Raw genomic sequence first — 26098 nt, forward strand, 5'->3', positions numbered from 1 at the left:
TAAGCGGTGAAACATCATTTTTTCAATAGAATGCGGAGAGTGGATTGTGGATAAATATACAGTTTTAGAAGAACTATTTTCCCAGTATCAGATTCAGTATCAAAGGGAAGTTCCATTAAAGGAGTATACAACATTTAAAATTGGTGGCAATGCTGCTATGATGGTAATTCCAGATAGCCGTGAAAAATTCCGCCGTACTATTTTTGAATGTGTACAAAATAATGTGGATTATTTTGTTTTAGGCAAAGGCTCAAATCTACTGGTATCTGACCATGGATATGATGGCGTTGTCATCTGTATGGGGGATCAGTTCCAGAAGATTGAGTTAATCGGGGAAGATAAAATCCTTTGCCAAGCTGGCGCAAGCCTGGCCTCGGTTTGTAAATTCGCTTTCGAACACAGTTTAACCGGGCTGGAATTTGCCTTTGGCATTCCCGGAAGCATTGGCGGAGCAGCTTATATGAACGCTGGCGCTTATGATGGGGAAATGAAGGATGTTATCTATCGTTGTGAGCATGTGACAACTCAGGGGGCTTTTGGCATTTACGACCAGGGGCAGCTGGATTTTTCGTACCGTCACAGTGCTTATACGGATTCGGGCTACTGTATTACCGATGTTTATTTGCAATTGCACAAAGGCGATCCGCAGGCAATTAAGGCTAGGATGATGGAACTGCTGGAACGGAGAAAGACCAAGCAGCCACTGGAATATCCCAGTGCTGGCAGCACTTTTAAACGTCCGGAAGGAGCTTACGCTTCCGCTTTGATTGAGGAGTGCGGTCTAAAAGGAAAAACAATTGGGGGCGCTCAGGTTAGTGAAAAACACAGTGGTTTTTTAATTAATACTGGAAACGCCAGCTGTCAAGATGTCAAAGACCTGATTGAATATGTACAGCAGGTGGTGTTTGAACGGACTGGGTTCCATCTGGATTGCGAAGTAAAATGGATTGGGGAATAAGGTATATGGAACTGATTATTGTAACAGGCTTATCTGGCTCAGGAAAATCCAGGGCGATTGATGCTTTGGAGGATATTGGATTTTTTTGTGTGGATAACGTTCCGCCCAAATTAATCTCCAAATTTGTAGAAATTGGCATCCAGTCCAAAGGCGATTTGGGCAGAATGGCTGTTGTAACCGATATCCGTGGGGGAAAAGAGCTGTTTAGCGGCCTTTTTAATGAGTTGAATTTGTTACAGGACCAAAATTTCCAATATAAACTGTTGTATTTGGATGCTTCCGATTCTGTTTTAATCCGCCGTTATAAAGAAACCAGAAGGAAACATCCTTTGATGGGAGAAAAATGTACCTCATTAGAAGCAGCGGTAAAACTGGAACGGGAAATCCTTTCCCCGGTACGGGAGCGGGCAGATTATATTATTGATACCTCTTTGCTCTCTAACGCCCAGTTAAAAGAGAGGATTTGCACCCTGTTTTTGGATAATTACGCCACTGGTATGATGATTAACTGTATGTCCTTTGGATTTAAGTATGGCGATCCAACTTATGCGGATTTGGTGTTTGATGTGCGCTGTTTGCCCAACCCGTTTTATATTGAGGAATTAAAACATAAAACAGGTCTGGATCAGGAAGTAAGGGATTATGTGATGAATTCCCCTAACTCTGCTGAACTGTTTGAAAAAATCAGGGATTTAATTGATTTTCTGCTTCCGTTGTATCTCAATGAAGGAAAAAGCCAGTTGACGATTGGGTTTGGCTGTACAGGGGGCAAACACCGTTCCGTCACATTTGCGGAACTGTTTTATAAGTATTTGAGTGAAAAAGGGAACCGTGTGAGTGTCAATCACAGGGATATTACGAAAAATTAGGGTGATGGGAACATGTCATTTTCAGTAGCTGTCAAAGATGAGCTTTGCGAAGTAATGCCGGCGGACCGGGAGTGCATGCTAGTAGAATTGACAGCCATGTTGTTATTTAGCCGTGCGTTTGAGCGTGGAAACTGCGTGATGCAAACCGAAAACCGAAAAATTGCGGACCGCTTTATTGATTTTTTGATTGACGAGTTTGAAACCATCCTGACGGTAATTACCGCGCCCAGCCTAAAGCGGAATGGAACCCATTTGTATACCCTTACAGTAGATAATCCCCAGGATTTGGATCGGATTAAGGAGCATTTTTTTCAGAACGGCATGCCGAAAATGGTAACGCCGGAGCAGTTGAAGGATGAGAATGCCCTGGCTTCTTTTGTGCGGGGGGCATATGTTTCCTGTGGTAGCATGAACGACCCTCACAAAGAATACCATCTGGAATTTGTGGTTCAAAACCATGATTTGGCGGCAAACCTTGCAAGTATCCTCTCCTCTGTTAATATTCCAATTAAATTGACCCAACGGAAAAATAACTTTATTTTATATTTAAAAGAAAGTGAGAATATTGAAGACCTGCTCACCTTAATGGGTGCTACCAATTCCACCTTGGAACTAATGAACATCAAAGTGATGAAAGATATGCGGAACAAGGTAAACCGGGTAACCAACTGTGAAACCGCTAATATCGGAAAAACCGTAGCGGCTTCCGCAAAACAGGTGGAGGATATCAAACTGATTATCCAGAAAAAAGGGATAGAATACCTTCCCGACAATTTGAAGGAAGTAGCACAGATCCGGCTGGAAAACCCAGAGCTTTCTTTAAATGAGCTAGTGCAGGCAATGGGAAACCAAATCAGTAAATCCGGTATTAATCATCGGTTAAAAAGAATTGGTGAAATCGCGGATAAATTGCGCTCGTAGGACAGGCATCTTGGGGGACGCCTGTCTTTTGTGTTATGTTCCACTAAAATATATGCTGGAACAGCATAAGGTGGAATAAAAGGGATTAAATCATCTTAAACAGATAAAAATAATTGGATAGATAACACCAGCTTCCTATCAGCGAGTGTTGTACTGGTATTTTATCGCCTATGGCTACAACAGTCGATAAAAAGGGCTGTCCTTATGGGAATATGATTGTCCTTCCAGCCAATTTCACCGTTTGCGATTTGATCCGATACATTGTTGTTTAGGAGTGTTTTCAATGAAAATAGAACATATAGCAGTTTATGTGAATCAGCTGGAAGAAATGAAGAATTTTTTTGTTTCGTTTTTTGGCGCTGTTCCAAACGAAGGTTACTACAATCCTAAAACAGGATTCCGGTCGTATTTCCTCTCGTTTTCAGATGGGGTACGGTTGGAAATCATGCACCGGCCTGATTTGTGCGATACACAAAAGCAACCATTCAGAACTGGTTATGCCCATATTGCTTTTTGCGTTGGCAGCAAACAAAAAGTGGACGAGCTGACCCAGCAACTTTCCCAGGCAGGATATCCAGTGGTTAGCGGTCCAAGGACCACTGGAGATGGATACTACGAAAGCTGCATCTTGGGGCCAGAAGAAAACCTGATTGAATTGACAATATAAATTTTGATAGGAGGAACCAATGGGATTTGTTCATCTTCATGTCCATACGGAATACAGCCTGTTAGACGGTGCGTGCCGAATTCAGGAGATTGCTTCCCATGTGAAAGAAATGGGGCAGGATGCCATTGCGATTACCGACCATGGCAATATGTTTGGAGCAATTGATTTTTATCGCGCCTGTAAAGCGGAAGGAATCAAACCAATTATTGGCTGCGAAGTGTATGTGGCACCAAGAACCCGCTTTGATAAAGTGCATAAAATTGATACCGGTCCAAGCCATCTGGTGCTTTTGTGCAAGAATATGGTGGGATATCAAAACCTGGTAAAGCTGGTATCCGCCGGTTATGTGGAGGGGTTTTATAATCGCCCTAGGATTGACCATGGTTTGCTGCGGGAACATAGCGAGGGGCTTATCGCCTTGTCCGCCTGCCTTGCTGGAGAAATTCCAAGGGCTTTGCTGGCAAATGATTATGACCGTGCCAAACAGATTGCGTTGGATTATCAGGAAACCATGGGGAAAGGGAACTTTTATTTGGAAATCCAAAACCATGGAATTTCTGACCAACAGGCGATCCTCCCCAGAATGGTAAAACTATCCCAGGAAACAGGGATTGGTTTAGTCGCAACGAACGACGCCCATTATATCAAAAAAGAGGACGCTAAAACCCAAAAAGTTTTACTGTGTATCCAAACAGGAAAAACATTACAGGAAGAACTGGCGATTGAATTCCCTACCGAAGAATTCTATCTCAAATCAGAACAGGAGATGAAGCAGCTATTTCAAAACTTTCCAGGAGCAATCGAAAACACAGAAAAAATTGCGGAAGAATGCAACTTGGAATTTGAATTTGGTAAAACAAAGCTGCCTCATTTTGAAACACCGAACGGAGAGGACAATAAGGAATATTTCCTTTCCCTCTGCGAGGAAGGTTTACACCGTTATTATGGGGAAAATCCGCCTGAAAAAATTATGCAGCGATATCAATATGAGATTGATGTCATCTCCAAAATGGGTTTCATTGATTATTATTTGATTGTATCTGACTTTGTTCGTTATGCTAAATCGCAGAAAATTCCAGTTGGCCCGGGACGTGGTTCGGGAGCGGGAAGCTTAATTGCATATTGTATTGGGATAACTGGAATTGACCCGATCCAGTATAACCTGCTATTTGAGCGTTTTCTAAATCCAGAGAGAATCAGTATGCCGGATTTTGATATTGATTTTTGCTATGAACGCCGCCAGGAAGTAATTGACTATGTGATTCACAAATATGGAGCGGACCATGTGGCACAGATTATTACCTTTGGTACTCTGGCAACCAGAGGTGCTATCCGTGATGTTGGACGTGTCATGGGAATGCCATATGATACGGTGGATAAAATCGCCAAGATGATTCCAAATCGTTTGGGGATTACGATTCAGGACTCCCTAGATGCTTCGGTAGAGCTGGCTCAAGCATACCAGCAGGACGCCCAGGTTCACGAACTGATTGATACGGCAAAAAAACTGGAGGGTATGCCCAGAAATACCTCTACCCATGCTGCTGGGGTGGTAATCAGCGACCGCCCGGTGGACGAATATGTGCCTCTAGCAAAAAATGATGAGGCAATTGTTACCCAGTATACAATGAATACCATAGCCGATTTGGGGCTTTTAAAAATGGACTTTTTAGGCTTGAGGAACCTGACTGTCATCCATGACGCAGAAAAAGCGATTCAGTTCCATACCCCTGAATTTTCTATTGATACCATACCGTTAGAGGATAAAAAGACATTCGCTATGCTATCGCAAGGGGAATCGGACGGGGTATTCCAATTTGAAAGCGATGGGATGAAACGAGTGCTGAGCCGTATGAAGCCCTCTTGTTTGGAGGATTTAATCGCGGTCTTGTCTTTGTACCGCCCTGGGCCATCTCAGTTTATTGACCGGTTTATTGAAAACAGGTTGCATCCCGAATCCATCACCTACCGCCATGAATCATTGCGGCATATCCTGGATGTCACCTATGGGGTTATTGTTTACCAGGAACAGGTCATGCAGATTTTCCGGGAGTTGGCAGGGTATTCGTTTGGGCGCGCTGACCTGGTACGCCGTGCGATTTCCAAAAAGAAAGCTAGCGTGATGGAACAGGAACGCCAAAATTTTATCCATGGAAAAATCAATGAGGACGGCAGCGTGGAATGTATTGGCGCTGTGGCGAACGGAATCCCAGAACCGGTTGCGGAAGCAATTTTCAACGATATGTCCAGCTTCGCCTCCTATGCCTTTAATAAATCCCATGCAGCGGCATACTCTTTGCTATCCTATCAAACCGCTTATCTAAAATGCCATTACCCTATGGAATATATGGCGGCTTTGCTGAACAGCGTTCTGTACAATACAGATAAAATTATTTTCTATATTGGGGAATGTAAAAAACAGCATATCCAAATGCTTCCGCCGGATATCAACCACAGTCGTGTCAAGTTTATCGTAGAGGATGGGAAAATCCGTTTTGGACTGCTGGCAGTAAAAAAACTGGGCAAAGGGGTCATCCAGAAAATCGTAGCGGAACGGGAGAAAAATGGACCATTTCAGGATTTATACCAGTTTATCAGCCGGATGCTGGAATACGATATGACCAAATCGGTGATATTGAGTTTAATCCAGTGCGGTGCGTTCGATTGTTTTCCCCAAAACCGGCGCCAAATGGTGGAATCCTATGAAGCGATTTTAGAAAACATCCAGTTTTCTAAACGTACCAATGTCACTGGACAGATTAACCTGTTCCAAACAGTTGCGGCGGAGGAAGAGCAGCACACCTATCCGAATGTAGCGGAGTATTCCAACGAGGAATTGATGGAGATGGAAAAAATGACCACGGGGCTGTACCTTTCTTCCCATCCTTTAGACCCATATGAGGATATTTTACAAAAATGGAAGCTGGATCAAGTTTTGGAAATCCTAAAAGATGAGGAATCTTCCTATTACAAAGAAAAATCGGTGGTACAGATTGCGGGTACGATTACCAGCTTGAAAAAAATCCAGACAAAAGCAGGGGCGGCTATGGCTTTTGGTGTTGTAGAGGATCGTACTGGGCAGATAGAGGTAATTTTTTTCCCGAATATTTATGCCCAATCTGCACAATCTATCTCAGAGGGTGCGCCTGTATTGGTAAATGGTTCTATCTCAGAAAAAGATGGGGACAAAAAGGTGCTGTGTAATGACCTAGTCTGTTTGCAAAAGGAAAAGCCAAAAACTGTTTATTTAAAATTGGACTCCCGTACCGACAAGCGGATTCCTGCTATTAAACAGGAAATTGCCTCCCATCCTGGGTTGTGCCAGGTATCCTTTTATTTACAGGATGAGAACAAATATTTAAAGCTATCTTCTAAAAAAGGAATACGGTTGGATCAGGCGGAACAAAACCGTTTGGTTTACCTGCTTGGCAACGGAAATGTGGTAGTAAAATAGCAGCCTATTTATCAAAGAGTGTTATGGATTTCTTTTGATAGAATATAAAAAAATACCCCGGAACAAAAATGAAAATTGTGGAAATGCAAAAACATTGTTAAAAACATAACAAATTTGGGTATTTTTATTGACAACTGAATTTGATCGCTATACAATAAGAATAGAGCATTATTGATGCAACCATTGCTAGATAGAATGCGAGGAGGATACGGTTATGGAAATGAAAAAAATTGGCGTTTTAACCAGTGGTGGGGATGCCCCAGGGATGAATGCTGCAATCCGTGCGGTTGTGCGTTCCGCAATTTCCAGAGGAATGGAAGTAGTGGGAATCCAACGTGGTTATAACGGATTAATTAATGGTGAAATTATCCCTTTAAATGTAAGAAGTGTTTCTGATATTATCCAGTATGGCGGTACCAAATTGTATACTGCCCGTTGTCCGGAATTCCGCTTTGATGAAGGCTTGCGCAAAGCGAAAAAAACTTGTTTTGACAACAACATCAATGGGATTGTTGTTATCGGTGGGGATGGCTCTTTCCGTGGAGCGGCTGATCTATCCGCAAGAGGGGTACCATGTGTAGGGATTCCTGGTACCATTGATAATGATATTCAGTGTACTGATTATACCATTGGCTATGATACTGCTATGAATACCGCTATGGAAATGGTGGATAAATTGAGGGATACTACCATGTCCCATGACCGTTGCAGCGTGGTGGAAGTAATGGGAAGACATGCCGGCTATATTGCCTTGAATACCGGGATTGCCTGTGGTGCCAGCTATATTATTGTTCCAGAATTAGAGCTGGATTTAAACGATTTGTTTGAAAAAATTCGTCGGGCAAGTTCTTCTGGTAAACATCATTTTATCGTTATGGTGGCAGAAGGGATTGGAAATGTAACCGAGCTGGCCAAAGAGATTGAATCCGCTACTGGGATCGAATCCAGAGCAACTATTTTAGGCCATGTACAGCGTGGCGGAAGCCCAACTGTACGGGATAGGGTTGCAGCTAGCCGTTTGGGTTACCATGCGGTAGAACTGTTATCCCAAGGGATTGGCAACCGTGTTGTCGGCCTGCAAAAAGATCAGATTGTGGATTTTGATATTCAGGAAGCCCTGAATATGAAAAAAGAATTTCCAATGGAACTTTACAACCTGGCGCACGAAATTTCTTTCTAAAAAAGCATCAAATAGAAACGGCTGGATGGAAATCCGGCCGTTTTTTAACAGTATGGTAATGACAGTTCTGTATAAATGTGCTAAAATATCTAATGATATAATGAAATGATAAACTGGGGCAGTAGGCTTTTCCGGTTTTTGTAAAGGAGGATTCTATCCATGTATCCATTAAAAAGGGAACAGATTGCGAATGGGGTTTATTTTAATTCGATTCTTGATAAACGTTTTAAAACAAACCGCATTTCTGTCAATCTGTTTTTACCATTAGATTCAACTACCGCTACTGAGCGGGCGATTATCCCGTTTTTGTTGCGAAAAGGGAACCAGAGTTGCCCGGATATGACGCAGCTTAACCGCAAGTTAATGTCGTTATACGGGGCTTATTTGGAAGCTGATGTACGTAAAATAGGGGATAACCAGGTGTTAAACCTCTCGATTTCCTGTTTGGATGATACCTACGGGTTAGAAGGGGAAGCTCTTACCCAACAGGCTGCTACCATTTTATGTGAAAGTTTGCTAAAACCAAATCTGGAACAAGGGCTGTTCCGCCAGCAGGATTTGGCAATTGAAAAACAAAACCTGATTGATTTGATTAACAGCGAAATCAATGAAAAACGGATTTATGCCATCGGGCGTTTAACCGAGTTGATGTGCAACACAGAACCTTATGGAAATAATAAATATGGTTCAGTAGAACAGGCGGAAACCTTGACAGCAGAGCAGGTGACCAATGCTTACCGCCAGGTGATTTCCACTGCGGATATTCAGATTATTTATGCAGGCTGTGGAAATGAACAGGTTGCGAAACAGGTATTCCAGCAAGCGTTTGCCAATGTACAGCGGGAGAATACTTATTCTATGAAAAATTCCGTTGTAAAACAGGTGGACAAGCTCCAAGAGGTGACTGAGCGTTTTCAGGTGGCACAGTCCAAAATGGTGTTGGGCTTCCGTACTGGTACGGAAGCAACCGACCAGCAGACCAATGCCATGCGGCTGATGTGTGCTATTTATGGTGGAACACCGTTTTCCAAACTGTTCCTGAATGTCCGTGAAAAAATGAGCCTGTGCTACTACTGTGCAGCCCGTATGGATAAAATCAAGGGGATTATGACGGTGGATTGCGGCATTGAAAACCAGAATATTGAAAAAGCAAAACAGGAAATCCTTCACCAGCTGGAATTGATGAAACAAGGGGACTTTACCCAGGAAGAAATTGACCACACCCGTTTGAGCCTGATGAATGGGGCGAAAACGGTGGGAGACAGCCTGGCAAACCTGGAAGTTTGGTATCTGATGCAGATTTGCTGTGGTACTGAATATACTCCACAAGATGAGATTGCTATGCTGGACCATTGTACCCGGGAAGACATTATTGCAGCAGCAAACCAGGTACAGCTGGATACCGTATACGTACTAACCAGTAAGGAGGATGACCATGAATAAACAGATGATTACCAATCAACGGATCAAAGAGCAATATATCAAAGTGGAACATCCAACTGGATTGACCATCCTTCTTTATCCTATGAAAGGCTATAGCAGTGCCTATGCCTTGTTTGGCACCAAATATGGTTCCACCGACCGTTCGTTTAAAACCAACTTGGATGATGATTTTGTTACAGTTCCTGATGGTATCGCCCATTATTTAGAGCATAAATTATTTGAGAGTGAGGATGGAGTGGACGCCTTTAGTTTGTATGCCAAAACTGGTGCCAACGCTAACGCCTATACTTCTTTTGACAAAACAGCTTATCTATTTTCCTGTACTGACAATTTCAAGGAATCACTGGAAATCCTGTTAAACTTTGTACAGTCCCCTTATTTCACCAAAGAAACAGTGGAGAAAGAGCAGGGGATTATTGGCCAGGAAATCCGCATGTATGACGATGACGCCGGTTGGAGGGTGTTGTTTAACGCGCTGGGCTGCATGTACCAGAACCACCCAGTAAAAGTGGATATTGCCGGTACTGTGGAGAGTATTTCCCACATTGACAAGGATTTGTTGTACCGTTGCTATAACACTTTTTACAACTTGAACAACATGGTGCTGGCGATTTCAGGTAACTTTGACCCGGATGAGGCGTTACAGATTATTAATGCTAACTTGAAAGAAAATGAAAAAATCACGATTGAACGGGGAAGCTATCAGGAACCAGCGGAAATTGTCCAAAACCGCAAGGAAATCTCGTTGGAAATTGCCCTGCCATTGTTCTGTATTGGCTATAAAATGCAGCCAGCCAGTGGGAAAGAACAGCTAAAAGCGGAAGTTGTCTCCGATTTGATCAACGAACTGTTGGTAGGAGAAGGCAGTGAACTGTATCGTCAATTTTATGATACCGGCTTAATCAGTGGCGGAGCCATTGGCAGTGAGGTAATGGACGGAAATGGATATTTCTGCAACCTGTTTGAAGGGGAATCCCGTGATCCAGACCAGGTTTATGCTTTTATTCAGCAAAAAGTATCCCAGCTGCAAAAAGACGGTATCCCAAAAGAAGAATTTGAACTGGCGAAAAAAATGTTGTATGGCCGTTGTATGCGCCAGTTCAACAATGTGGAAGCGGTTGCCGGCAACCTGTTGGATTCCTATTTTTCCGGTGTGGATGTGTATGATCGGATTGAAACCGTGGCGAACATCCAGTACCAGGATGTAGTGGACTTTTTAAAACAATATGACAATGAAAAATCTGTGATTTCCATTGTTTTTCCAGTGGGCAAAGAAAAATAAAGTAAACCATTGCGGGGACTCCCGCAATACATAGGAGAGGACCATGAATAGTATTAGTTTTCCGAAATTAGGGATAGAATTAAATTTAAACAACGTGGCGTTTCAAATTGGTGATTTCCAAGTTTATTGGTATGGCATTTTAATTGGGCTTGGATTGATTTTAGCGATTTTATACGCCTATCGTAACAGCAACCGGTTTGGCGTAGATAATGACAGGATGTTTGAGGTAATCATCGGCGGTTTAATCGGCGGCATTGTTGGGGCCCGGCTGTACTATGTTATCTTTAGCTGGGATATGTATAAAGACGACCTGCTTTCCATCTTTTCCACCCGAAGCGGCGGATTGGCGATTTATGGAGGGATTATCGGTGCCCTGCTCGTTGGCGGACTTGTATGCAAATTCCGGAAAGTCAAACTGGCACCTATGTTTGACTTAGCTGGTTTAGGGTTTTTAATCGGACAAGGAATTGGACGCTGGGGGAACTTCTTCAACATTGAGGCTTATGGCTGCAATACCAACCTCCCTTGGGGGATGTTTAGCCCAAAAATTCAAAGTGAATTGTACAGCAAAATGGATTATCTCAACAGCATTGGCATGAGTGTTGACCCAACGCAACCGGTTCACCCTACCTTTTTGTATGAATCCATCTGGTGTTTGGCTGGATTTGTACTACTCCATATCTACAGCAAACGCCGTAAATTTGATGGGGAAGTCTTTTTGATGTACCTGGCTTGGTATGGATTTGAACGCTGCATCGTGGAAGGTTTGCGTACTGATAGTCTGATGCTGGGACCAATCCGTGTTTCCCAATTGCTCGCTGGAGTGCTAGTCGTTTTGGCTGTTATTGCGATTATCCTCATCCGCAGAAAATATGCAGGGGTAGACCATTCTCTACTATATGCAGATTCGGACGAATGGAAGCAATGGCTGGCAAAAAAACAGGAATCCGAAGGTAAAGCAGCACCAGCAGAGAAAATAGAACAGCAGGCTGTATCAGAGGACACTCCCGTCATGCAGGAAAACGTCCAGTTGGCTGAGCAACTGGAAACGGTTTCAACAGATTCGGATGAAGTCTCTACAAAACAAGAAAATCAATCCAATACAATCAATGAATCACAGGAGGAACAAGACGATGAGTCAGTTAATTGATGGGAAAAAGATTTCCGCTCAGGTAAAAGAAGCGGTAAAACAGGAAGTTGCTACCTTAAAACAACAGGGGATTCCAGTTGGTCTAGCGGTTGTTCTGGTGGGGGATGACCCAGCCTCCAAGGTATATGTTGGTTCTAAAAAACGTACCTGTGAGGAACTTGGTATTCATTCGGAAGAATACCTGTTGCCAGCCTCCACAACCGAGGAAGAACTGCTGGAACTGGTGAAAAAACTGAACCAAAGTACTACAGTAAACGGGATTCTGGTACAGCTTCCATTGCCAAAACAAATCAATGAGGAAACGATTTTAAATGCGATTGACCCAATCAAAGACGTGGACGCGTTCCATCCTTATAATGTGGGGAAAATCATGATTGGCGATTTTGACTTTCTGCCTTGTACTCCAGCGGGGATTATGGACCTGATTGCCTCCACCGGTGTGGATTTAACCGGTAAACAGTGCGTTGTCATTGGACGCAGCAATATTGTAGGAAAGCCAATGGCGATGTTGATGCTGCACCAAAACGGCACAGTTACTATCTGCCACTCCAAAACGCAGAATTTAAAGGAAATTACCAGTAAAGCAGATGTTTTAATTGCCGCTGTGGGCAAAGCTAACTTTGTAACTGCTGATATGGTAAAACCAGGCGCTGTTGTCATTGACGTTGGGATGAACCGCTTGGAAAATGGTAAATTATGCGGCGACGTCAAATATGACGAGGTACAGGAAGCTGCGGGTTATCTGACACCAGTACCAGGTGGAGTAGGGCCAATGACGATTGCCACCCTGATGCGCAACACAGTGACCGCAGCCAAATTACAGCACAAAAGAAACCAAAAATAAAGGTTGACAAACCGTTTTATCATATGTTACAATAAAAAAGCCGCATACGTTGGGCTATAAGTGCGCCTGTGCGCCGCCTTCCTGTAGCGAGTTCTTAAAGAAAGTAGGAAAAAACTGATGTACGCAATTATTGAAACAGGCGGAAAACAATACCAGGTTTCTGTTGGCGACGAAATCTTTGTAGAAAAATTGGATGCAGAAGCAGAATCCAATGTTACTATCGACAAAGTAATCGCTGTAGGAAAAGAAGACGGTATGGTTGTTGGAGCTCCTTATGTTGATGGTGCTTCCGTATCTGCTACTGTTGTGAAAAACGGCAAAGGCAAAAAAATTACTGTTTTCACTTACAAACCTAAAAAAGACTCCAAACGTAAAATGGGTCACAGACAGCCATATACCAAACTGAAAATCGAAGCAATTAACGCTTAATGATACAGTTTCGGCTGGCCGAGAGAAACGGCAATTTCGTTGGTTTTTCGGTTTCCGGACATGCAATGTTTGACGAGGCAGGACGTGATATTGTGTGTGCTGCAGTGAGTTCAGCAGTACAGTTAACCATAAACGGTATTACAGAAATCCTCCATCAGACACCGACTGTCCAGGTAACAGAAAACAACATTCAACTGGTCTTTGACGGCAAAAAAGTGGAACCAGAGGCGCAAAGTTTTTTGCAAGCCCTTGCGTTGCACATCCGTTTGTTGTCAGAAGATTACCCAGGAACTATTTTAATTACCAAATCGGAGGTGTAAGTGCTATGTTAAGAATTAGTATGCAGTTCTTTGCTCATAAAAAAGGTGTTGGTTCTACCAGAAACGGACGTGATTCCGAATCCAAACGTTTGGGCGTAAAACGTGCTGATGGCCAGTTTGTATTGGCTGGTAACATCCTCGTTCGTCAAAGAGGAACCCACATTCATCCGGGCGAGAATGTAGGTCGTGGTTCTGATGATACTCTGTTTGCTTTAACAAACGGTAAAGTAAAATTTGAACGTGTAGGCCGTGACCGTAAAAAAGTTAGCGTATACGCAGACTAATTTTATTTGATGAATGAATAAATCCTGGGAATCCTCTCAGGATTTATTTTTTTACAAAACCGTTTTTATTGCGATGGTTTTGGAATAATAAGGGGAAACAGAATATAGGGCTGTTTGTTACCAGCTCTATTTAAGGCATCAATCCCAATACCAATTGGATTGCATGTAATCTAAAAATAGTATTGTGATTTTTCTAACTTGTTAAAGATCCCATAAAATTGTTTTAGCTCCCCTTTACAAAATACTGGAAATGGTATAAAGTAAAAAAGCTAAAATAATTTTGTCCAAATCAATCATCCATTGTGATGATGTCAGTAGATTGTGAGGACTAAAATTATGTTTATTGATGTTGTAAAAATTAAAATAAAAGCTGGTGACGGCGGTGATGGCGCCGTTGCGTTCCACCGGGAAAAATACGTGGCTGCTGGCGGTCCGGATGGCGGCGATGGCGGAAAAGGCGGGGACATTATCTTCCAAGCTGACGACCATCTTTCCACCTTGATTGATTTTCGCTATAAAACAAAATACGCGGCAGAGCGGGGCGAAAACGGAAGCGGCCGTAACTGTACCGGAAAAAATGGACAGGATTTAGTGATTAAAGTCCCACGGGGAACAATTATCCGTGAACTGCAAACCGGAAAAATCATGGCGGATATTTCCGGGGATGAACCGGTGATTATCGCCCATGGAGGCCGTGGAGGAAAAGGCAACGCTCGTTTTGCTACTCCTACTAGGCAGATTCCCCGTTTTTCCAAACCAGGGTTTGCTGGGGAAGCGTTTGAGGTGCAGTTGGAATTAAAACTGCTGGCAGACGTTGGGTTGGTTGGTTTCCCGAATGTGGGAAAATCCACCTTGATTTCGGTGGTCAGTGCAGCTAAGCCAAAAATCGCCAACTATCATTTTACCACCTTAACCCCGGTATTAGGGGTTGTTAAAATAGATGAAGGGAATTCCTTTGTCATGGCGGATATTCCTGGGTTGATTGAAGGCGCCAGCGATGGCGTTGGATTAGGCCATGACTTTTTGCGCCATGTAGAACGTTGCCGTTTAATCGTCCATGTAGTGGATGTTTCCGGCAGTGAAGGCAGGGACCCTATTGAAGATTTTAATTTAATCAACCAGGAACTAAAGAATTTTAGCGAAGATTTAGCCCAGCGTCCTCAGATTGTAGTGGGCAATAAATCCGATATGGCAACTCAGGAACAGATAGATACATTGCGTGCCTATATTGAACAACAAGGTTACCAATTTTTATCTATTTCCGCCGCTACTACCTTGGGGACAAAAGAATTGGTATCTACCATTGCCAATGCGTTGCGGGATCTCCCACCAATCCGGGAATATGAACCCGATTATGTTCCGCTGGAAATCAGCGAGGAAGAACAGCAATCCTTTGAAATCCGATTGGAAGATGGCATTTATTATATTGACGCACCGTTCTTGGAACGTATTTTGCGCACAGTCAATATTGATGATTATGAGTCATTGCAATACTTCCAGCGTGTGTTGCGTAACACAGGGATTATCGCGCGGTTAGAAGAAATGGGCATCCAAGAAGGGGATACTGTTGACCTGTTTGGATGGCAATTTGATTTCGTATACTAATAGAGAAGGGCAGTGGTTTTACGTTACCATTTATAAAACCAGACATCCAGCCAAAACAGTACAGCCCATTGACCTTGGCTTTTTTGGGGGACGCTGTATTTGAATTGCTGGTTCGTGAATATATTACATCTTCAGGCAGTATGCCTGTGAACAAGCTGCATCAAAAGGCAGTTAAAATTGTATGCGCTTCTTCCCAATGCAAAGCGGTTGAGTTTTTAAAAGAGTATTGGACCGAAGAAGAAATGGATATCTTTAAACGGGGAAGGAATGCTACTGGCAACCATGTGCCAAAAAGCTCCCACCCCAAAGAATACCGTGCCGCAACAGGCTTAGAAACCTTATTTGGGTATTTATACCTAAAAGGCGACATAGAGCGTATAAATGAATTATTTTTGCTTATGATAAATAATATGGATTTTTCGTAATCCAATATACGCCGGAGAAACATGTTGTTACCGTTTTCCAGCGTCCTAAATGGCAGCAGTATTTTATCCACTTTTGTGGTGAAGATAAAGGGGCGTTTTTTCTATGCAGCAAAGCAAAGTAAAAGCATTGGTTAAGGATTATTTGATGATTGCCATCGGGTCTGCGATTTATGCACTAGGTGTTTCCATCTTTATTGTGCCATCTAAAATCGCGTTAGGAGGCGTTACTGGTATCGCTGCGATTCTCTACCAGTTGACAGGCTTTCCAGTTGGTACTGCTTCCTTAATTATCAATATCCCGTTGATTGTCATTGGATTTTGGAAATTGGGGCACCAGTTTATTTTCAAAACATTTTTCTCTTTGGCGACCTTTACTTTGTATGATATGGTACTTTCCCAGTTTACCTATCCGGAATTTGATAAAATGTTGACAGCGTTGTTTGGCGCTGTATTAATTGGCGTAGGGATGGGGCTACAATATTCTTATGGGGGCTCTACTGGCGGTACAGATATTTTAAACCGTTTGATTCAAAAAAAAGTTCCCCATGTTCAGCTCGGTAATGTTGTATTGCTTACCGATGCAGTAGTTATCGCTGCGTCTGCCATTGTATTCCGTGAAATGGAAACCATCCTGTATGGTATTATTGTGGCATTTATTCACTCGAAACTGATTGACTATGTGATTTATGGTACAGATATGGGAAAGATGATTTTAATTATTACCAACCATGGGAATGCTGTTTCAAAAGCCATTATGGATAAGTTGGACCGAGGCTGTACCGTGTTGGAAGGGAAAGGTGCCTATTCAGGAGATGGCCGAACAGTATTATTGTGTGCTGTTACACGGAATGAATTTTACCGCTTAAAACACATTGTAAAAGATGCGGATGAAAATGCGTTTATGATTGTTACAGATGCGTCGGAAGTATCTGGATATGGATTCCAATCAGCGGAAGATAAATTAAAATAGGTGCTTTTTAACACTTTTATGATAAAAAAACAAACCGGCGGATTTTTCGTCGGTTTGTTTCGGGTTTTTCTTTTTTCATTAAATATTATCTGAAATCTTCAGAAGGTTTTTTATTCTGTGGTTGATTTTGTTTTTTGTTCGTTGGACATTGTTGTTTACGGTTTTCAGGAGCATAATTGTTTTTGTCCTGTGTATTTGGAGTTTGATTTTTACTCATATTTATCACCTCACTTACAGTGTTATTATGTGATAGAAAATTTGTTTTATACAAAATAGGATAGGAGTTTTTTATGGATTTCAATTCCATTTTTTTAAATAAAATGAAAATACTATTGAGGGATGACTATCCTCAATTTTTGGAGAGCTATCAACAACCGCCAACCCGTGGTGTCCGTGTAAATACCTTGCTAGGGGATGTGTCACAGTTTTTAAAATATTCTAACCTGAAATTATCTCCAATCCCCCATTGTCCGGAAGGATTTTATCTGGAACAAGGGGAAGGCATTGGACATCTTCCCCATCATCATGCCGGAGCGTTTTATGTACAGGAGCCATCCGCAATGACGGCGGTTTTAGCTTTGGATCCCCAACCTGGGGAAACAGTCTTAGATCTTTGTGCGGCGCCAGGGGGAAAATCCACTCAGATTGCAGCCCGAATGCAGGGAAAAGGCGTTTTGATTACCAATGAATATGTAGCCAACCGTGCTAAAATCCTTCTTTCCAATATTGAGCGGATGGGAATCCAAAACGCAGTAGTCACCAACGCCCATCCAGAACAGCTATGCCAACAATTAGATGGTCTGTGTGACCGTGTGCTGGTGGATGCCCCTTGCTCTGGGGAAGGAATGTTCCGAAAGGACGCCAACGCGATTGCAGAATGGACGCCGGAACATTCATTGAGCTGTGCCAACCGCCAGCTGGAGATTTTGGAGAGCGCAAAGCGGGCAGTCAAGCCAGGGGGCGTTTTGGTGTATTCCACCTGCACCTTTTCATTAGAGGAAAATGAAATGGTGGTGTGCGAATTTTTAGATCGTAACCCTGATTTCAGCTTGGAACAAGTTCCAGCCTGTATTGGACAGCCTTCCCGTCAGAATTGGTTGGATGTTCCGTATGATTTGAGTAAAATGCATCGTGTATTCCCCCATCAGGGCGGGGAAGGGCACTTTGTAGCAAGGCTGCGAAAGGAAGGGGAATCCAGCTTTTCCCTCCAACCCGGCGCGAAATCACAGGATATCCCACTGTTCGCCCAGTTTTGGGAGGAAACATTCCAGGATACCTTGCCGGATACCGTTGTATTAAATCGGGATATGGTTTCTATCCTGCCTACCCAAATGCCTGTTTTGCATGGGGTAAAGGTATTACGTGCGGGTGTTCTGGCAGGACGTGTGGTAAAAAATAGGTTTGTTCCAGAACATCATTTGATGAAATGCCCATATCATTTGAAAGCAGAAAAATGCCTCAATCTGTCCTCAAAAGACGAGCGGGTATTCCAATACTTAAAAGGGATGGAGATCAGTTGTGATCCCGGACAGAAAGGATACTGTGGTATCTGGGTGGACGATTATCCATTAGGGCTAGGAAAAGCCTCCAATGGACGGATGAAAAACCATTATCCAAAGGGATTGCGTGAATTCTCTTAGTATGCTATAATAAATTAGATATTGTTCCACAGTTTTTGTGGATAGGAAGCCATGTGTAGCCAAATTGGCTTGTAATAAGACTAAATGAAAGGAATCTATCGATATGTCAGGACATTCTAAGTGGAGTACAATCAAAAGGAAAAAAGAAAAAACCGATGGCCAAAAGGCAAAAATATTTACGAAGATTGGCCGTGAAATGACAGTTGCTGTTCGGGAAGGCGGACCAGACCCAGATAACAACAGCAAATTACGTGATTTGATTGCCAAAGCGAAAGCGAACAACGTACCAAATGATAATATCGACCGCATTATTAAAAAAGCGGCTGGTGGGGAAGATAAAAACAATTACGAAAATATCATTTACGAAGGATATGGTCCAAATGGTGTTGCGGTAATTGTAGAAGCTTTGACCGATAACAGAAACCGTACCGCATCCGATGTGCGCCATTATTTTGATAAATTTGGCGGTAATTTGGGGACAACAGGTTGCGTATCTTTTATGTTTAATCCTAAAGGGGTCATCGTCATTGAAGGGGAAGACCTGGACGAGGACAAAGTAATGGAAGATTGTTTAGAAGCTGGTGCGGATGATTTTGAGTTTAGTGATGGCTGCGCTCAGATTGTGACAGCACCATCCGATTTTTCCGCTGTACGGGATGCGTTATCTGAAAAAGGATATACTTTCACTACCGCACAGGTAGAACAAGTTCCAGAAACTTATACCACTTTAACCGATGAGGATAGCAAATTAAAAATGAGCCGTTTGCTGGAATGCTTAGAAGACAATGATGATGTACAGGAAGTTTGGCATAACTTAGAGAATGTAGATGAACTGTAAAAAATAAATGAAACCCCTGCTTTTTCGTGTTGCAAAAAGCAGGGGCTTTTGCCGCTTAAAGAGGACAACCCTAGGGAGTAGATAAAATAGCTTTGTTTGAAAATTATGATAGAAGATTTCAAACCCAATAAGAAACAAGGCTTTGCTAAAGAGGGGATTAGCAAGTTGTTAGGGAAAGTTAAAATTACAGGTGGCATATAAAGTACGGAAACTAGTTACAGGAAACCTATCTTCAGCCCTCTAAAAGATTTGTTTACGATTGGATTTTGGCTGTTACGGAAACTTCTGGTTTTACCGGGAAAGTTCTACAAACAGTTTTTGTTTCCAATTTTGAGCGAAATAAATGTTTTGAAAAGGTATTACGAACCAAAATAGAACGGAACAAAATTTTTGAAATATTAGGATAATAGATGTAAATGGAGGAAATTTTTTGTGCCTTTGATACCTTTTAGAGTGATTGATTCGTTGGTAAGTTGAGATTAGTCTCCAAAAAGCAAGAAAAATCCTGATGCGGATGGAATGAACCATCCACATCAGGATTTTTTATTTCACTTGCACAATGAAAAAATAAGCTTTTTTATATAAAAAAGTACTATTTTTTCTTTTTCAGGGTTACTACTGCAGCGCCTGCCAATACCAGTGCCATTACTCCTGCGATTGGTGCAACATCACCTGTTTTGGCTGCGTTTGCTTTTGTTGTGGTAGATTCTTGCCCTGTTTGTGTACTATCCGCTTTGTTGTCATCTGGTGTTTCGGTAGATGGTTTTTCTACTGCTACTAGACCTTTCATCGCTTCTTGTACACTTGTTACTGCTGCGTCTACTTCTTCCTGGGTTGCGTTTTCATTCGCCATCACTGCGTTCGCTTCTGCTACTGCTGCTTGCAGTACTGCATAGCTTTCCGCTGTATATGCGTTCGCATCTTTGCCGTTGGCTTCCGCAATTACTTTTTCCAGGATGGATTTATCCGCTTTGTATCTCAGGTTCAGCATCGCGTTCAACAGATTGGTTTCTGCTGTTTCGATTTCTGCTTGCATTGCATTGTCTTTATCCGCTAATAAATCTTGCGCTGCTTTCAACGCTTCTAAGAATTCTGCCTGACCTGCTTCTACAAAGTCATTCATGTCATAACCTTCTGCCAATGCAACCAGAGCTTCTAAGGAAGTAATATCACCTTTGACAAAGCCCAGTTTATGGATTTCTGTCATCAGTGCTTTCCATGCTGCATCTACAGTTTCTTGGGTTGCCATTTCATCTTTTGCGACTAATTTTGCTGCATCCAATGCTGCATTGAAGGATTTTTGTACATCCGCAATGACATTATTGAATTCATCAGATGCTTTTTGTTGCTCTGCATATGCAATTACTTTGTTTAAAATATCTTTATTTGCATTGATTGGTTCTACGATGGTAATTGGGATACGGTCCATTACTGGTAAGCCGTTGGTGAAACGTGCTACTACATAAGCGGAACCAGCGGAACGAGGTACCAGGATAGGTGTATTTGTATCTGTGCCGATCAAATCCGCAATATCTGATACAAATCCATTTTCATCCTCAATGCTCCAACGGATATTGTTGTTCGCCAAATCAGATGGGGTAACATTTGCGTTCAGCTGAACGGAATCCGTATTGGTGGTGATGATGTCAGGAGCATCTACCATATCAACTTTAATATCACCAATATTGATGGATTCTGTTGTAACATAGGAAACACGGGTTTCAGCCAACTGTACATAGTGAGCTTTGGAAATTTCATCAAAGGATGGCATACCAAGTTTGTAAACAACCAGCCGTAAGGTGGTTGTATGAACGGTATCAAAGTTAATTTCATATGGTGCCATACCTGGGTTTGGACAATCTTTAATGGTAAAGATGGTTTCAAACTCACCTGTTTGTTCATTTTTCGCCTGTAAATCAAAGTCTACTGGGAAGTTTGCGGAATCACCAGAGTTCTTTTCGTTTGCGTCAACGTCAGAACGAGGGTACATTACAAATTGGTTGATATCCTGTGGGCTATCAAAAGTAAAGTTCATCCAGAATGGGTCGGCGGAGATATCGTTTTGTCCGTTTGGACGTGCCGCTGAGGTAAAGCCTTTAATACCGCCTTCCGAACCACGGCCTTCAGAACGCAGTTTTCCATCTGTTAAGTTGGAAATGCTCCATGCGCCTGCGTTGGCAGCAAAGTCTTTTACGGTAATTTCAGCGGATGTTGCCATATTATCAGGTGCCGCTGGAACTGCGTAAACTTCTACTTCGCATAACTGGAACCGATAAGGACGTGCTCCACCTACATCGTCGATTGCAGGAGAACCAAGTTTGGTTGGAATAATACGAATATAGCGTCCGTTTTGGATGCCAAAATCTAGTACTGCTGGTTGACCCTGTGGATTTTCTACATCTTTGAAATCCCCAATGGTACGGTAAATATTATCACCGTCCATCTTGTATTCAATGCGGTAATCCACTGGGAAGTTTGGAGATTCTGTACCACCATTTGCGCCAGCTACGTCAGTACGTGGGTAAAGCATAATCTGGTGGAAATCGGTATCTTTTCCAAGGTCGATTTCAATCCACAAATCTTCGTTGGAAACATCGGCGGAGGCATAGTTTTTGGAAGTATAACCTTTCACGCCGTCTACTGCGGAAGAACCTGTGGAAGTTTGTAAACCATCTGTTAATTTGTCAGGACCCCATTGTGCGCCTGCGCCATCCGAGTTGGCAGCAGTTACGGTTTTACCCAATGCCAGGTTATCGGATTTGGCGGCAATAGTGGATTTAAAGTTGGCAATTAAACTGTAATCACGGTTCATTGCAACATAAACAGGTTCTGGGCCTGTTGTTAAATCTCCACTAAAGCCTTCCGCGCGGTAGTCAGTACCTGCAACAGGTTCAATTACAACATTGCTGCCTTTTGGATAGGTGCGGTTTAATGGTAATTTTTCTACAGTACCATTTACTTTTACAGAACCATCTCCACCTTCTGCTTCAATGTTTAACACAAATTCGCTGGTGCTTTGGTCGTTGTTGTACAGTTCCAGTTCTGTCAATTGTACACGGTATTTTAAATTTCCACCTTCTGTTACAGGTGAACCCAATTTTGTAGTAGTTATTTTAATATAACGTCCATGCTGTGTACCCAAATCCAATGTAACAGGTTGTCCCATTGGATTGTCACCATCGGTTACCTGTTTGCATTCTTTATACTCTGTAGAGCCATCTTCACAAACAGAAACTTGATAACTTTCTGGGAAACAAAGGGTTTCTCCGTTATCACCTTTTTGGTCTGTTCTAGGATAGAGGACAAGGGTGTCAAAATTACGGTCCCTGCCCAAATCGATCACTAATTCGTGAGGAGTTTCGGTGATATCCTGGTTTGTATATGCCTGTGAGGTGAATCCAAGCTGTCCATTTGGCCCAACTGTGGTATAGCCATCGGTCAGGTTGGTTGGATCCCAAGATTGGCCTTCCGAATAAGAATTGTTAGCGGTTACAGGTTTATTGTAAGCTAAATTTTCTTCCCCAATATATTCTGGAATTACAGTAAGGTTTACATTTTCCTTGCCATCCAGAGTGATTTCCCGTTTGGAACTGAACAGGTCACCTGACCATGCGATAAACCGGCAACGAGAATCTTCTTGTTCCCCTGCGGTTAAAGTGACAGGTTCGCCTTCTACCACTGGGATTTTTGCTGGAAGTTCAATTGTTTTATCACCAGTTTGTACATACAATCCAGAATCTTTTGGAGCATCAATTGTTACAATACGATATGTTTTATCTGTTTTTTCAGAGAAGGAAGCATCAATAGTGGCATTTGCCCCCATAGTAAAGGTCATTGCGTTTTCAAAGGAAGCGTAAGTGCCGCTAAAGCCATCAAATACCATGCCATCATTTGCGATAGCTTCGATGGATACTTCTTCCCCGTTTGCGATCGTTTGGGTATATGGAGTGGTAATTTCTTTTCCGTTTACAAGCAATTTTCCGCCTTCGTTGCTGTTAACTGTTAAGGTATAGCTTTCTTCTGTACCTGCTGGTTTTACAGCGGAATCAAAGGTGTAGTTGCCAGCAACTACGTCAAAATAAATATATTGCGCGTCGTTACCCACATAGGTAATGCCTTCTACTGTGTTGGTAGCAGCGCCATCTTCAAACAGAACGGTTCCGTCCAAAGAAACAGTGGTGTTTTCCATATCAAAGCGTGGAACACCAATGCGTGCGGCTACTTGTGTGTTTACATTCAGGGATTTGCTGTTGTCTTGATTTTTATCCAACCGTACAGCAATTGTTTCCCCTGCTGGTGTTTCCAGACTGCCTTCCACATAGCTCAGGTCTGCCGGTAAGTAAGGTTTTACCTGAACGCCAGTGTAGTTGACGTCGTTATAAGTGATACCAGCCAGATAAGCCAGGAACATTTTTGCTGGGTAAGCAGTCCAAGCATGGCTGTGGGAGTTGATTGTTTCAAAGCCTTCCCAACAAGTCTGATATCCATCTGCAACCATACGGCCCCATTCTAACCCTGTAGTACGGGTCATGATCTCGTAAGCTGCTTCTTTGTGGGAGTCGTTACCTTGAAGCAGAACATGGAGGACTGGTTTTGTCAGGATAACTTTAGAAGGTAATACAGAAGTGGATTCCAATTCTGTTTTTGCGATATAGTCCAGCTGCTGGGTGCGCAGGGATTCCGGAGCTTGTCCGAGGAAAATCGCAAATGCGGTTACCCCTGGGTTCCGTTTTTCGCTGCCATAGCTGTCCATATAAATACCGGTTTCTGGGTCAATCAGGTTAGCGGTAATTGCTGCGCTGATATCTTCGGCTTTTTGGCGATAGCTAGCTGCTTCTGCGTCTTTACCAAGTACTTCAGAGATCAATGACATTTTATCAAACACATCATACATATGTAAATTCATAGTAGTTTGATATTTACCAGAGTCATCGACAATCGAAGATGGCCAGTCACTAATGGACCAAAGTGGAGGTTTTGTCATCAAACCGGTGCCGTCAATGTATTCTTCCCAATGGGCTGCGGCTTTTTCCGCTACCTCATAAAATTCCTCTAAAGCGTCAGTTTTTCCAGTATAATAATAGTATTGATACAATAGGTCTGGGTAACGCATATCATATTCTGGAATCTGATTTGAGAAGTTTTCTACCGTGGTAGGTGTAATAAATGGGAATTGTCCATTTTCATGCTGTGCGCCGGAGAAGTCCAGCAATGTTTTATAAAGGAAATCGCTGTAATCAGAAGCAAATGCGTAGGAGAATAAATCGTACTGCATTTGAGCATCCCCCAGGTATTGTGACTGTTCCCGGTGAGGGCAGTCAACAGGCATGTTCTGGGTGTTGTTGTACTGGGTGTTGATGCACATCTGATAAATTTTGTTTGCCATATCATCAGAAGAACTGAAAGTAGAGGTGTTTTCAATACCGGAAGAAGCCCATTCTACCTGGAATTCGGATGGGTCAATCATTTCTGGCAGTCCAACGACTTCTACATAACGGAATGCTTTGTAAGTAAAGTCCGGACAAAATTCTTCTACACCGTTACCAGAGAAGGTGTAATAGTCACAGTAATTTTCGCTACCTTCATTGGCAACATTGTGTTTTACACGGCCGTCCGCGGTAAGGTCTTCGGAATAACGCATACAAATACGGGTACCTGCTGGTGCGGAGGTTTTAATCCGTGGGAAACCAGATACAATTTTGCCTACATCGAATACCTGAACCCCTGGTTCCTGTACGCCAACTGGGGTTGGGGTAATCATTTCATGCACAGTACCTTCTGGAATCTGCTGTTCCCGCATTTTCCATGTGGAAGCTTCGGTTTTTGCAGGGATAGCATCCACCCAGCTTCCTGCGGTATAGGAAGTAGTATCATAATCATAGCGGGCAAATGCCAGAGGGTCAGGCATTTTCTGCGCGTCGTAATCCAACTGTGCTGTCATCCTACGGCTTTGTTGGCTTGGTGTGTTTCCTTTAAAAGGAGTTTCTGCCAATGCGTCCCAGCTGGAATCGGTTACAATGGTTTCGGTGGAATTATCCCCATAGGTGACAGTGATATCTGCCCAGAAGCCAGGCACACCATTGATGTAGTTCATACCACCATCGCCCAGGTATTGTACCATAGAAGCAAAAGCAACCTGGGTTGGATTTGCCTGGTCTAACAGCTGGTTCAACTCATCACCAGTAAGGGTATAATGCAAATAGTTTTTGTTGTCTGGGATGGTAGAAGTTGCTGGGGAACAAAGCCCAGAGAGCAGGTTCCCATTAAAATAGAATTTTAAATAGTTATGTGCGGAAGTTTTAATGTCAATACTGGTTGGCATTTCTTTTAAGTCCACACTGCGTCTGAAATAAGAAACACTGTTTTTGGTGATTGTATCACTACTCCAAATCCAGTTGTCCGACTGGATATAGGGAGACTCATGGCTGTTGGTAGATTCTGCAGCTGCTGGGAATAATCCCGGTTGCACCATTATGCCCAATACCATTGCCAGAGTAAGAACAATGCTTAAAAAGCGTTTTGTTTTACCCATACATTTCTCCTTTTGCTCTTTTTATAACTAAGTATAAAAAGCAACTTCATTCATTATTTGTTAACAATTGGTATCTCTTTTCCTCCCCTGTAGCAACTGCCCCCCTTTGTCGTTATTTAGAAAAGAAAATATCAATGGATAACCTGATTTAAGGTTACAATAAAAATTAATTTACATTAATTATTAAAACGTGTTCCCATATTGGAGTGTTTTCGTATAACTATACTATATCATTTTTTTGAGAAATGTCAATTGATGTTTTTTATTATGTAATATGTTACATTAAA

Annotated in this window: 20 protein-coding genes; 18 read left to right on the forward strand and 2 right to left on the reverse strand. The window is 42.5% G+C overall.

Annotated elements, in window-relative coordinates; genetic code table 11:
- Positions 1 to 46 precede the first annotated feature (46 nt).
- From murB to H8Z77_RS02070, 16 genes are all read left to right on the forward strand, one after another.
- On the forward strand, positions 47 to 958 hold the full coding sequence (gene murB, locus H8Z77_RS01995; RefSeq protein WP_186996015.1) for a UDP-N-acetylmuramate dehydrogenase: 912 nt from the start codon (positions 47 to 49) through the stop codon (positions 956 to 958).
- A gap of 5 nt (positions 959 to 963) precedes the next feature.
- Positions 964 to 1827: an RNase adapter RapZ gene (gene rapZ / locus H8Z77_RS02000; protein WP_069988421.1), complete on the forward strand. Its 864-nt coding sequence runs from the start codon at positions 964 to 966 to the stop codon at positions 1825 to 1827.
- A 12-nt stretch (positions 1828 to 1839) separates the two neighbouring features.
- Positions 1840 to 2748 carry a DNA-binding protein WhiA gene (whiA, locus tag H8Z77_RS02005; RefSeq protein ID WP_186996016.1) on the forward strand — a complete coding sequence of 303 codons (909 nt, stop codon included), beginning with the start codon at positions 1840 to 1842 and terminating at the stop codon, positions 2746 to 2748.
- A 283-nt stretch (positions 2749 to 3031) separates the two neighbouring features.
- Positions 3032 to 3415, forward strand: coding sequence for a VOC family protein (locus tag H8Z77_RS02010; protein ID WP_186996017.1), 384 nt, complete (start codon positions 3032 to 3034; stop codon positions 3413 to 3415).
- Positions 3416 to 3434: 19 nt separating this feature from the next.
- Entirely contained in the window at positions 3435 to 6869 is a 3435-nt protein-coding gene (locus H8Z77_RS02015; RefSeq protein WP_186996018.1) for a DNA polymerase III subunit alpha, read from the forward strand.
- Positions 6870 to 7089: 220 nt separating this feature from the next.
- Positions 7090 to 8049: a 6-phosphofructokinase gene (gene pfkA, locus H8Z77_RS02020; RefSeq protein WP_069989485.1), complete on the forward strand. Its 960-nt coding sequence runs from the start codon at positions 7090 to 7092 to the stop codon at positions 8047 to 8049.
- A gap of 159 nt (positions 8050 to 8208) precedes the next feature.
- Positions 8209 to 9492, forward strand: a complete 1284-nt coding sequence (yfmF, locus tag H8Z77_RS02025; protein ID WP_186996019.1) for an EF-P 5-aminopentanol modification-associated protein YfmF — start codon at positions 8209 to 8211, stop codon at positions 9490 to 9492.
- Positions 9485 to 10774 carry an EF-P 5-aminopentanol modification-associated protein YfmH gene (gene yfmH / locus H8Z77_RS02030; RefSeq protein WP_186996020.1) on the forward strand — a complete coding sequence of 430 codons (1290 nt, stop codon included), beginning with the start codon at positions 9485 to 9487 and terminating at the stop codon, positions 10772 to 10774. The genes yfmF and yfmH overlap by 8 nt, the downstream gene beginning before the upstream one ends.
- Before the next feature lie 43 nt (positions 10775 to 10817).
- Positions 10818 to 11924, forward strand: a complete 1107-nt coding sequence (gene lgt, locus H8Z77_RS02035; RefSeq protein WP_186996021.1) for a prolipoprotein diacylglyceryl transferase — start codon at positions 10818 to 10820, stop codon at positions 11922 to 11924.
- Positions 11908 to 12768 carry a bifunctional methylenetetrahydrofolate dehydrogenase/methenyltetrahydrofolate cyclohydrolase FolD gene (gene folD, locus H8Z77_RS02040; RefSeq protein ID WP_186996022.1) on the forward strand — a complete coding sequence of 287 codons (861 nt, stop codon included), beginning with the start codon at positions 11908 to 11910 and terminating at the stop codon, positions 12766 to 12768. Before lgt ends, folD begins: the two co-directional genes overlap by 17 nt.
- A gap of 117 nt (positions 12769 to 12885) precedes the next feature.
- Entirely contained in the window at positions 12886 to 13197 is a 312-nt protein-coding gene (rplU, locus tag H8Z77_RS02045) for a 50S ribosomal protein L21 (RefSeq protein ID WP_069988429.1), read from the forward strand.
- Positions 13197 to 13517: a ribosomal-processing cysteine protease Prp gene (locus tag H8Z77_RS02050; RefSeq protein WP_069988430.1), complete on the forward strand. Its 321-nt coding sequence runs from the start codon at positions 13197 to 13199 to the stop codon at positions 13515 to 13517. Before rplU ends, H8Z77_RS02050 begins: the two co-directional genes overlap by 1 nt.
- A gap of 5 nt (positions 13518 to 13522) precedes the next feature.
- Entirely contained in the window at positions 13523 to 13801 is a 279-nt protein-coding gene (gene rpmA, locus H8Z77_RS02055; protein ID WP_069988431.1) for a 50S ribosomal protein L27, read from the forward strand.
- Positions 13802 to 14137: 336 nt separating this feature from the next.
- Positions 14138 to 15406 carry a GTPase ObgE gene (gene obgE / locus H8Z77_RS02060; protein ID WP_186996023.1) on the forward strand — a complete coding sequence of 423 codons (1269 nt, stop codon included), beginning with the start codon at positions 14138 to 14140 and terminating at the stop codon, positions 15404 to 15406.
- 68 nt (positions 15407 to 15474) lie between these two features.
- The gene (locus tag H8Z77_RS02065; protein ID WP_286165378.1) at positions 15475 to 15831 is read left to right on the forward strand and encodes a Mini-ribonuclease 3; all 357 of its coding nucleotides are present in this window, start codon (positions 15475 to 15477) and stop codon (positions 15829 to 15831) included.
- A gap of 103 nt (positions 15832 to 15934) precedes the next feature.
- The gene (locus H8Z77_RS02070) at positions 15935 to 16801 is read left to right on the forward strand and encodes a YitT family protein (RefSeq protein ID WP_069988434.1); all 867 of its coding nucleotides are present in this window, start codon (positions 15935 to 15937) and stop codon (positions 16799 to 16801) included.
- An 85-nt stretch (positions 16802 to 16886) separates the two neighbouring features.
- On the opposite strand, the gene H8Z77_RS11545 is transcribed toward H8Z77_RS02070, so the two are convergent.
- Positions 16887 to 17018, reverse strand: coding sequence for a hypothetical protein (locus H8Z77_RS11545; RefSeq protein WP_268873772.1), 132 nt, complete (start codon positions 17016 to 17018; stop codon positions 16887 to 16889).
- A gap of 73 nt (positions 17019 to 17091) precedes the next feature.
- Here H8Z77_RS11545 and H8Z77_RS02075 point away from each other — a divergent pair, with 73 nt between their 5' ends.
- Together H8Z77_RS02075 and H8Z77_RS02080 are read left to right on the forward strand one after the other, a co-directional pair.
- On the forward strand, positions 17092 to 18441 hold the full coding sequence (locus tag H8Z77_RS02075; protein WP_186996024.1) for an RsmB/NOP family class I SAM-dependent RNA methyltransferase: 1350 nt from the start codon (positions 17092 to 17094) through the stop codon (positions 18439 to 18441).
- Positions 18442 to 18544: 103 nt separating this feature from the next.
- A complete protein-coding gene (locus tag H8Z77_RS02080; RefSeq protein WP_069988436.1) occupies positions 18545 to 19279 on the forward strand; it encodes a YebC/PmpR family DNA-binding transcriptional regulator in 735 nt (244 codons plus the stop codon).
- 592 nt (positions 19280 to 19871) lie between these two features.
- Here the strand turns inward: H8Z77_RS02080 and H8Z77_RS02085 are convergent.
- Positions 19872 to 25811, reverse strand: a complete 5940-nt coding sequence (locus tag H8Z77_RS02085) for a family 78 glycoside hydrolase catalytic domain (protein WP_186996025.1) — start codon at positions 25809 to 25811, stop codon at positions 19872 to 19874.
- Positions 25812 to 26098: the final 287 nt, after the last annotated feature.

This window comes from Clostridium facile (assembly GCF_014297275.1).
In the GTDB taxonomy this organism is placed as follows: domain Bacteria; phylum Bacillota; class Clostridia; order Oscillospirales; family Ruminococcaceae; genus Massilioclostridium; species Massilioclostridium facile.